3 protein-coding genes, 2 pseudogenes and 1 riboswitch are annotated in these 8961 nt (G+C 58.7%); all 5 genes and pseudogenes read left to right on the forward strand.

The window, feature by feature from the left end; translation table 11 throughout:
* A pseudogene (locus KQX66_RS36200) lies at positions 1-229 on the forward strand (DUF58 domain-containing protein); the annotation flags it as partial.
* A complete protein-coding gene (locus KQX66_RS36205; RefSeq protein WP_216798359.1) occupies positions 210-2747 on the forward strand; it encodes a transglutaminase-like domain-containing protein in 2538 nt (845 codons plus the stop codon). The pseudogene KQX66_RS36200 and the gene KQX66_RS36205, both read left to right, overlap by 20 nt.
* A 406-nt stretch (positions 2748-3153) precedes the next feature.
* Entirely contained in the window at positions 3154-4692 is a 1539-nt protein-coding gene (gene guaA, locus KQX66_RS36210; RefSeq protein ID WP_216798360.1) for a glutamine-hydrolyzing GMP synthase, read from the forward strand.
* A 172-nt stretch (positions 4693-4864) separates the two neighbouring features.
* A riboswitch (purine riboswitch) is annotated at positions 4865-4965 on the forward strand.
* Between the two features lie 100 nt (positions 4966-5065).
* Positions 5066-6478 carry an NCS2 family permease gene (locus tag KQX66_RS36215; protein WP_216798361.1) on the forward strand — a complete coding sequence of 471 codons (1413 nt, stop codon included), beginning with the start codon at positions 5066-5068 and terminating at the stop codon, positions 6476-6478.
* 837 nt (positions 6479-7315) lie between these two features.
* Positions 7316-8961: pseudogene (locus KQX66_RS36220) on the forward strand (hypothetical protein); the annotation flags it as partial.

An 8961-nucleotide genomic window follows, 5' to 3' on the forward strand; every position in this document is an offset into this window, starting at 1 on the left:
GCTCGTCACAGCCCGCGCCGACGCGCAGCTGGCCGCGGTCCTGCGCGGGCTGCCTCGCGGCGCCGCGCGCGTCGTTTACGTGCACGAGCCCGGGGCGGTATGGCCCGGGCCCGCGCACGCGTGGGTGCGGCAGCTCGAAGCACTCGGCTGCCCGGTCACGATCCTGGCGCCGCATGCGCCCGCTGCTGCGCCGAAAGGAGGTGCCGCCGATGCCGCGATCGGCACCTGAAACCGATCCTCGCGCCGCTCTGCGGGCGGAGGATCCTGCCTCTCCCGCGGCCAGCGGCAAGGCCACGGCTGCCGCTTCCCGCGCCCGCGCCATGTTCGCGGCCTGCGCCTGCGCCTTCCGCGAGGCGGCGGCTTCCGCCCCCGCCGCAGTCGCCTTGGCGAGCTCCCGCGCCGCGAACCGCGAGGCGACGCGAACTCCCGCCAAGTGGGCGGGAGACGCCGCCCTCAGCGTGCTGCTGCTTCTGCTGCTGCTCGAGTGGCTGTACCCGCTGCGCCGATTGTCGGAGCTTACCGAGATATACAGTATCGCACCGTTCGCCGTTACTTTTGCGGCATTCATGCTGTTGGATACGTTCCGCCTGCCGGGCGCGGCGGCATGGTCGGCCAAAGCGTTATGGAGCGTTCTCCTAACGGCTTGGATTCATAACGGACAAACGATGCCTTTCCCCTCCTGGTGGCTGCAATGGAGTCGCGAGCTGGCTGCCGATGCCGCCGAAGGCTTGCAGGGGAAGGTGGCGAATTGGGAGCCTGCCACGCGAACGCTTTGTTTTATGGCGGGTTGGGCATTCTTTGTGTCCGTTGTGCAATCGTTCGTGTTGGAACGTCGGCAGCTAATTTGGTTTATTGGCTTGACACTGGGCTATTTGGCGTTCTTTCAGACGGTATTGGCCTTGGATATGTTTCACGCCGTGCTGCGCTGCACGGGCTTCGGACTGCTGCTTCAAGCTATGCTTCAGCCGGGACGAGCGCTCCGCTGGCGGGGTGAAGCGGTCTCCGCCGCTCCCGCCCCCGGGGAACGGATGCGCATCTTTCCCGCGCTGCTGCTGACCGCTGCCGGTCTTGGCGCCGGTCTGCTCGGAGCGACGCTGCATCCGCAGGACATGCGGACACCCGACTGGTCGGGGTATGTCCGGTCGCTCGAAAACCGCCTTCCGGGCAGCGCTTGGCTGCAGCGGCACGGATGGACATCCGAAGCGGGTGCCCGAACGGGGTACAGCTCCGATGACGGCAAGCTCGGGCAGCCTTTGCAGCAGGACGACAGCCTTGCGTTTACGGCGGTTACCCCCAGGCTTACCTACTGGCGGGGCGAGGCGAAAAGCTTCTACACCGGCCAAGGCTGGGCGAGAGTGGATGACCCGCCGGTCCAGTTCGTTCCCAATCAGGCGACAAGGGAAGAGGTCAGACGGCCACGTTCTGCGGCTTATTCCCTCGTCCGGCAAGAAGTTCGCATCGCTTCTCCGAGCTTGAACCGCCAGATCTTCGCGGGCGGTGAAGTTAAACGGGTGACGTCGATGCAGTCGGCCGAAGGGAAACCGATTCCGAACGAATGGGTCTGGAAGCAGGACGCGACAGACCGGTATACGGTCCCGGCTTTAACGGACCCGCTGGTTACCTACGAGATCGAGGCTTGGGTGCTGACCGATCGCACCGTACCGGCGGCCGATACGGGGAACGGTTATGCCGAAGACGTGCGGAACCGGTATTTGCAGCTTCCCGCCTCGCTGCCGGACCGGGTCCGCCGCCTCGCGGAGCAGCTAACCGCGGGCTTGCTGACCCCCTATGCGAAAGCGGAGGCGATCGAACGTTATTTAAGGGAGCATTATCCCTACAGCTTGGAAGGAACACGGGCCGCGGGTGAGAACGAAGACTTCGTCGACCGGTTCTTGTTTGAGCAAAAAACCGGATATTGCGATCACTTTTCCACCGCGATGGCCGTACTGCTCCGTTCCGCCGGGGTACCGGCCCGCTGGGTCAAAGGATTCGCGCCTGGAGAGGCGGTGTCCCAGGCTGCCGCCGACGGAGACGAGCGCTACTTCGTCCAAGTACGCCAAAAGCATGCGCACTCCTGGGTAGAAGCGTATTTTCCGTCGGTCGGTTGGGTTCAGTTCGAGCCGACTCCGGGCTTTACTCTATCGGGAAGAGCAGCCGCCGACGCGGCTCCTGCGGCTGCTTCAAGCGCCGCTCTGACTGCAAATACCGAAGCGGGCAAGCGGTCGCTCGTATTCTCATGGACCGCAACGCTGACAGATCCCGCAAATACCGCACTGAATCGTATAAAAGCGACGTTATCTACGGTTGCCACAGCGCTTGAAGGATGGATGCGCACAACTGTACCCTTCTTACAGAGCTTGCTTTTCCTCTGGCCGATAGCGCCGCTCCTTGCTGGCGGCTCCCTCCTGGCGTTCCTCAGCAGGCGTCGAACCCGTCGGCTTGATCCTGCGAAGGCCGCCGACTTCCGCGGCAGCTTGCGCCGGGCCTCGCTGCACCGCTTCGCCGACCGGCTGTGGCGGCGGCTGCAGCGCTCGTACGGCCGTGCGGCGCCGCAGCAAACGCTGCGCGAATACGCGAATACCCGCCGCTGCCGCAGCGAGGCGCAGCGCATCACGCTGCTTCAACTGGCGCAGCTGCTTGAAACGGTGCGCTATGCCGATCCGGATGGCCCGCAGGAGCAGGTCACCCGCCGTATGCTCACGGACGCTTGGCGGCGCCTGCGTCAAAGCCGGAGCCTGGAACCGTAGGCGCTCTTCCATGAAGAGCCGCCTCCCGTTCCGGGCTTTTCCCTTCCGTTTGGGCTGTCCGGGTCGCTCTCAGCTTACCCACAATGCACATCCGAATAGAGGAACATCGTATCATCCACATTTCCCCAACGGCCTGCCTCTCTGTTTCGGTTATGCACATATTCCCCGCATCGTATTCGACGCCCCGCTTGTCCACATCCCGGGGCAACCGAATACGCATCCGAATCACGCCCCGACCCGGAGTTCTTTTCCTCAACCCCCTTTTATGGATCTTTATGGAAGAGTTGTAACGCTTACACTGGCGCTGCGCCGCGACTTTCCGCTCAGGCATTGCCCTTTGCCGGACAGAAGTTTATAATAAGTTTCATTGAAAACGAACGAAGAAGCCAGGAGGAACTTACTTAACATGGACAAGCCGAACGAAATCATTGTGGTGCTCGACTTTGGCGGACAGTACAACCAGCTCATCGCCCGTCGGATTCGCGACTTGGGCGTTTACAGCGAATTGCTCCCTTACAACACCCCGATTGAAAAAATCAGAGCGCTGCAGCCGAAAGGCATCGTATTCTCGGGAGGCCCCGCCAGCGTGTACGGAGAAGCATCGCCGCTGGTCGACCCGGCCGTGTACGAGCTTGGCGTGCCGATTTTCGGAATTTGCTACGGCATGCAGCTGATGGCGCATCAATTGCAGGGCAAGGTGGAACGGGCATCGAAGCGGGAGTACGGCAAAGCCGAGGTCGATTTCGCCGACGCGTGCGGTTTGGTGCATGGCCTCGATAAAAAACAAACGGTTTGGATGAGCCACAGCGACCTTGTCGTCCAGGCGCCGGAAGGCTTTGTCATTGACGCAAGCACCGAGCACGCTCCCGTAGCGGCCATGAGCCATCCGGAGAAAAAAATGTTCGCCGTTCAATTCCATCCGGAAGTGCGTCACTCCGTTTACGGCAACGATATCATCAAAAACTTCCTGTATCATATTTGCGGCTGCGAAGGCAAGTGGAGCATGGAGACGTTCATCGAAGATACGATCCGCGACATCCGCAATCAAGTTGGCGACAAAAAAGTGCTCTGCGCACTCAGCGGCGGCGTCGATTCGTCCGTCGTGGCAGCGCTCATCCATAAAGCGGTCGGCGATCAATTGACCTGCATGTTCATCGATCACGGTCTGCTGCGCAAAGGCGAAGCGGAAGGCGTCATGGATACGTTTGTCGGCAAATTCGATATGCATGTCGTCAAAATCGACGCGCGCGAACGGTTCCTCGGCAAGCTCGCCGGCGTGGACGATCCTGAACAAAAACGCAAAATCATCGGCACGGAATTCATCCGCGTCTTTGAAGAAGAATCGGCCAAGCTCGGCGATTTCGCTTTCCTTGCTCAAGGCACGTTGTACACGGACATTGTGGAAAGCGGCACGGCAACGGCGCAAACAATCAAATCGCACCATAACGTTGGCGGTTTGCCGGAAGACATGAAGTTCGAGCTTGTGGAGCCGCTCAAAGCGCTGTTCAAGGACGAGGTCCGCAAGGTCGGCGAGGAATGCGGCCTTCCGGCGGCTATCGTATGGCGTCAGCCGTTCCCGGGTCCGGGACTTGCGATCCGCGTGCTCGGCGAAGTCACGGAGGAGAAGCTGCACATCGTGCGCGAATCCGACGCGATTCTTCGCGACGAAATCGCCAAAGCCGGTCTTGACCGCGAAATTTGGCAATATTTCACCGCGCTCCCGAATATGAAAAGCGTCGGCGTCATGGGGGACGAGCGTACGTATTCGTACACCGTCGGCATCCGCGCCGTCACGTCGATCGACGGCATGACCGCCGACTGGGCGCGTATTCCGTGGGACGTGCTGGAGAAAATTTCGGTACGGATCGTCAACGAGGTCGACAACGTCAACCGCATCGTGTACGATGTCACCTCCAAGCCGCCGGCTACCATCGAATGGGAATAATCGGAAAGCCCGTTTTCTTCGAATGAAGAGGACGGGCTTTTTTTCAATGCGCAGCCTGCCTGCCGAACTCGGACTGCCTGTCATGATTCCGAACGAATTTATAACAGATACGAAGATTGTTCGGAAAAATAATTGACAATCGCCGCCCCCGATTTTAGAATAAGGATTGTTGACAAAATAGGAATAACCGTTTCGTATAATTCCGGGAATCGGCCTGGAAGTTTCTACGAGATCACCGTAAATGATCTGGCTACGAACAAGGATAGGACGGTTCACGGATATATCCGTGGAACCTTCTTTTGCTTGATAGCCCGGGGTCTTTACCCGGGTTTTTCGTCGTTGTTCCGATTAAATATGTGGGAGGATTTCTAGAATGGACCGGTTTTTTAAACTGAAGGAAAACGGTACCACCGTACGTACCGAGATCATGGCCGGGCTGACGACGTTTATGACGATGGCCTACATTTTGGCCGTGAATCCGAACATTCTTAGTGCGTTCGGCTCCGGAGCGACAGGCATGGACTGGACGGCGGTGTTTCTTGCCACGGCGATTGCCGCAGGCGTGATGACGATTGCGATGGGCCTGTTCGTCAACTTTCCGGTTGCGCTTGCGCCGGGGATGGGGCTCAATGCGTATTTTGCAACGGTTATTTTAGCATCGCAAGGTCAATTCACGTATCAAATGGGATTGACGGCGGTTTTCATTTCCGGTTTGATTTTCATTGTATTGACGGTAACCAAAGTACGGCAGCTGCTGCTGGTCGCCGTGCCGGACAGCCTTAAGCACGCGATTACCGTAGGGATCGGGCTTTTCATTGCGATCATCGGGGTGAAGAACAGCGGCCTGCTGACGGTCGCGGTGGAAGCGGGCAAAGTCATTCCGGCGCATAAATATACGGACGTTCTTTCGTTTGAAACGGTATTCCATATCGGCAGCATGAAAGATCCGAGCGTGCTGCTCTGCATTATCGGCTTGGCGCTTATCTCCGTTCTGATGGTGCTGCGCGTGCGTGGAGCGATTTTGTTCGGAATTTTGCTCACGACGCTGGTCGGCGTGTTCATGCACAATCCGGACGGCTCGCCCATGGTCAATTTCGCCAACCTGACAAGCGCCAAAACGACGTGGGTGCCGGACATGAGCAAGCTGGCGTTCGGCCACTTTGATTTTGCCGGTATTATGCATGCAGGCATTATCTCGGTCATTGCGACGTTCACGTTTGTCGAGATGTTCGACACGTTCGGCACGCTCGTAGGCACGGCCAACCGGGCGGGCTTCATGAAAAACAAGGAAGAAGGCAACAAAAAAGTCGGCAAAGCAATGATGGTCGATGCTGTTGGCGTCAGCGCCGGTGCGTTGGTCGGAACGAGTACGGTGACCGCTTTTGTCGAAAGCTCTGCGGGGGTGGCCGAAGGCGGACGTACAGGTCTTACGGCCGTTACAACGGGCGTATGTTTCCTGCTGGCGCTCTTCCTGGCGCCGATTGCGGCGCTCATTCCGGGGCCGGCGACGGCAGCGGCTTTGATCATCGTCGGCGTGCTGATGATGCAGGCGGTGCGCGAGATCGATTTTCAAGATCTGGTTTACGGCATTCCGGCTTTTCTGATCGTGGCGCTTATGCCGTTCACGTATAATATCGCGAACGGGATTTCGTTCGGGATCGTCAGCTATGTGCTGCTGGCAACGGTCGCCAAATTGGGCGGCAAGGGCCAATACAAAGTGCATTGGCTGATGTGGCTGCTGGCCGTGCTCGTGGTCGCGCGCTATATGTTTGTCGGTGGAGAGTAAGCTTGCGGTTGTAAATTTGCCTGTCGTCTCTTACATGAGACGGCGGGCTTTTTTCGTTGACGAAAAGGAATACGGCGAGCCGCGGTGCAGAACGGTAAGTAGGCACCTTCAAACGAAAGGATACCGGATGACTCCCTGTACGATCGGCTGCGAAGCGAAGATGCTTCCTTCCTGAACAACTGGAGTAGAGGTTGTGGATATAGTTATCCACAACCTTTGTGCATAATGTGGGTAATTTGCGAAATCCGCGTCAGAAGAACGATTAGCGTGCTTCGTTTTCCCAAGAGGGAGTGGATAAGTTTTTCACAGTGAATATGTGGATAATGTGAATAAGTTTGTGGATTCCTTGAAAAAGCCTGATTTTTCTAGAGAAAGTGACAAGTTTTTATGGGGATAATGTTGTGGATAGAGTGAATAGCTCCAGTATAGGGGATAAGCTGGATAAGACGGAACGAATTGGGCAAAGTACGAAAAAGAGCTCTTTGCGAGGGATTCGGCGGAGCATGCAAAATTTCGGTGCTACTGCACGTGCGATACGCTGCATACGACGAATTCCCAGATGAGCGATTGGCAAGGGAGAGGCGGAACATCATGCGCAATGGAACGATTCGTCAAAAAGCCTCCAGGCTGTATGCCAAAGGGATCGTTTGTGTCATGGCAGCCGTATCGTGTATGTGGATGAGTGTGACCTATGGTGCCTCACCAGTTTATAGCTTGGGGACAAATTCCATTTCACAGGGACAGGTTATCCCCACACAACAGGAAAAATCGGAAGTTATCCCCAATTCTGAAAATTCTCTGATCGTTACGGTGATTTCCATACCCGGGTTATCGTTTATGGAGCTGCAGCCGGAGGGGTTGGACCGTCTTCCGGCCTTGCGGAAGCTTGCGACAACAGGGCGCTTGGCCGCAATGAATGTGCGCGTCCCCTATAAAGGACTCGAGTCGGTGTACGCGACTTGGGGGGCAGGAACGCCGGCAGACGGCAAAGGCGGCGAAGGGTGGAACCGTGCAGAGCGGCGGGACGGGCAATCCGCCTTAGCGCTCATACGCAGGTTTGCCGCTGACGGGGCGGAGGTTGTCGCTTCAAGCGTCTCGGTGCTTGTTCCGGCTTACCCTTCGCTCAAACGGGACAACGCGGAAGGGAATTACTTGGCCCGGCCGGGCTTGCTCGGAGAAGCTTTGAAACGCCATGGCGTCCGCTTGGGCGTGTGGGGCAATCTCGATGAGCCGGGAGGAGGCACGGATCGCTTCAAGCGGCCTGCTCCGCTTATGATCATGGACGGTCAGGGAACGGTAGCGGCAGGGGATGTGGGCCGGGGCACTCTTATCGCCGATGCCAACATGCCTTCGGCTGTCAGGACGGATACGGAACGGCTGGTCGAGGAATGGAGAGCGTTTGTTACCGGACGTAAGCCGCCGCTTGCGGAAGGGACGGATCGCGGTACGCTCGCGGTGCTGGAGCTTGGCGATTGGTACCGGCTGTACGCAGAGAAGGCTTGGTACGAGCCTGCCCGGTTTGCCGAGCGGAAAAGAGCGGTGCTGGAGCAAACGGACCGGCTGTTATCGAAGCTTACGGGCGAAATGGAAGCGTCCGGCAGACGTCATGTGCTGTGGCTGGTCAGCCCGAAGGTGCATTCGGAGGCATGGAAAGAAAAATGGCTGCTTACCCCGGTCATTCGCTGGTCTTCGGCCAAAACGGAAGGTACGCTAATGTCTTCGGCTACGACGCGGCGTCCCGGACTGGTTGCAGCCGTCGATGTGGCTCCGTCGCTGCTGGGGGAATTCGGGCTGGCGCGGCCGGAGGGAATGATCGGTTTGCCTATCGTGAGCGCCGAATCGGGACGCGATAGCAGGTCACCGCTTGCTGTACTGCTGAGCGATATGCGGCAGATGGCTAACGTCTACGCGCTGCGGCCTACGCTATTATACGGGCTTGCCGGGTACGAAGTGGCCGTTATGCTGCTGGGTCTTATCGCGCTGCGGTGGGCAAAGCCGACGGGGCGCTTGCGGAGATGGGTGCGCGGTTTGCTGTTTTCGGTGCTGCTTGCGCCCGGCGTTCTGCTGGCGCTGGGCTGGACGGCGCATATGACCAAGCCGCTATTGGCGGGCTTGGCGCTCGCCGCTCCTCTCGCGCTCGGAATGCTTGCCGCAGCAGGCTCCCGGGGAATTCCGCAGCTTATGCACACGCTTGGATGGATCGGAGCGGCAACCGGGGCGCTGATCTTGCTTGACGGCTGTACCGGTGCCGAAGCGATGAAGCGTTCGGTGCTTGGCTACGATCCGATCGTCGGCGCACGTTATTACGGAATCGGCAACGAGTTTATGGGCGTATTGCTCGGCGCCTCGCTGCTTGGGTTGAGCGCGTGGCTGCAGGTCAGGCAGATGCGGACGCGGGTGTCTAAGGGCTGTGGCGCAGGGGAAGAAGCGCTCCAGCCTGCCATGGCCGCTATGCAGGAGGTCAGCGCCGGCCCCCCGGGGCG

Origin of the sequence: Paenibacillus oleatilyticus, assembly GCF_018998565.1 — a bacterium.
GTDB classification, from domain to species: domain Bacteria; phylum Bacillota; class Bacilli; order Paenibacillales; family NBRC-103111; genus Paenibacillus_G; species Paenibacillus_G oleatilyticus.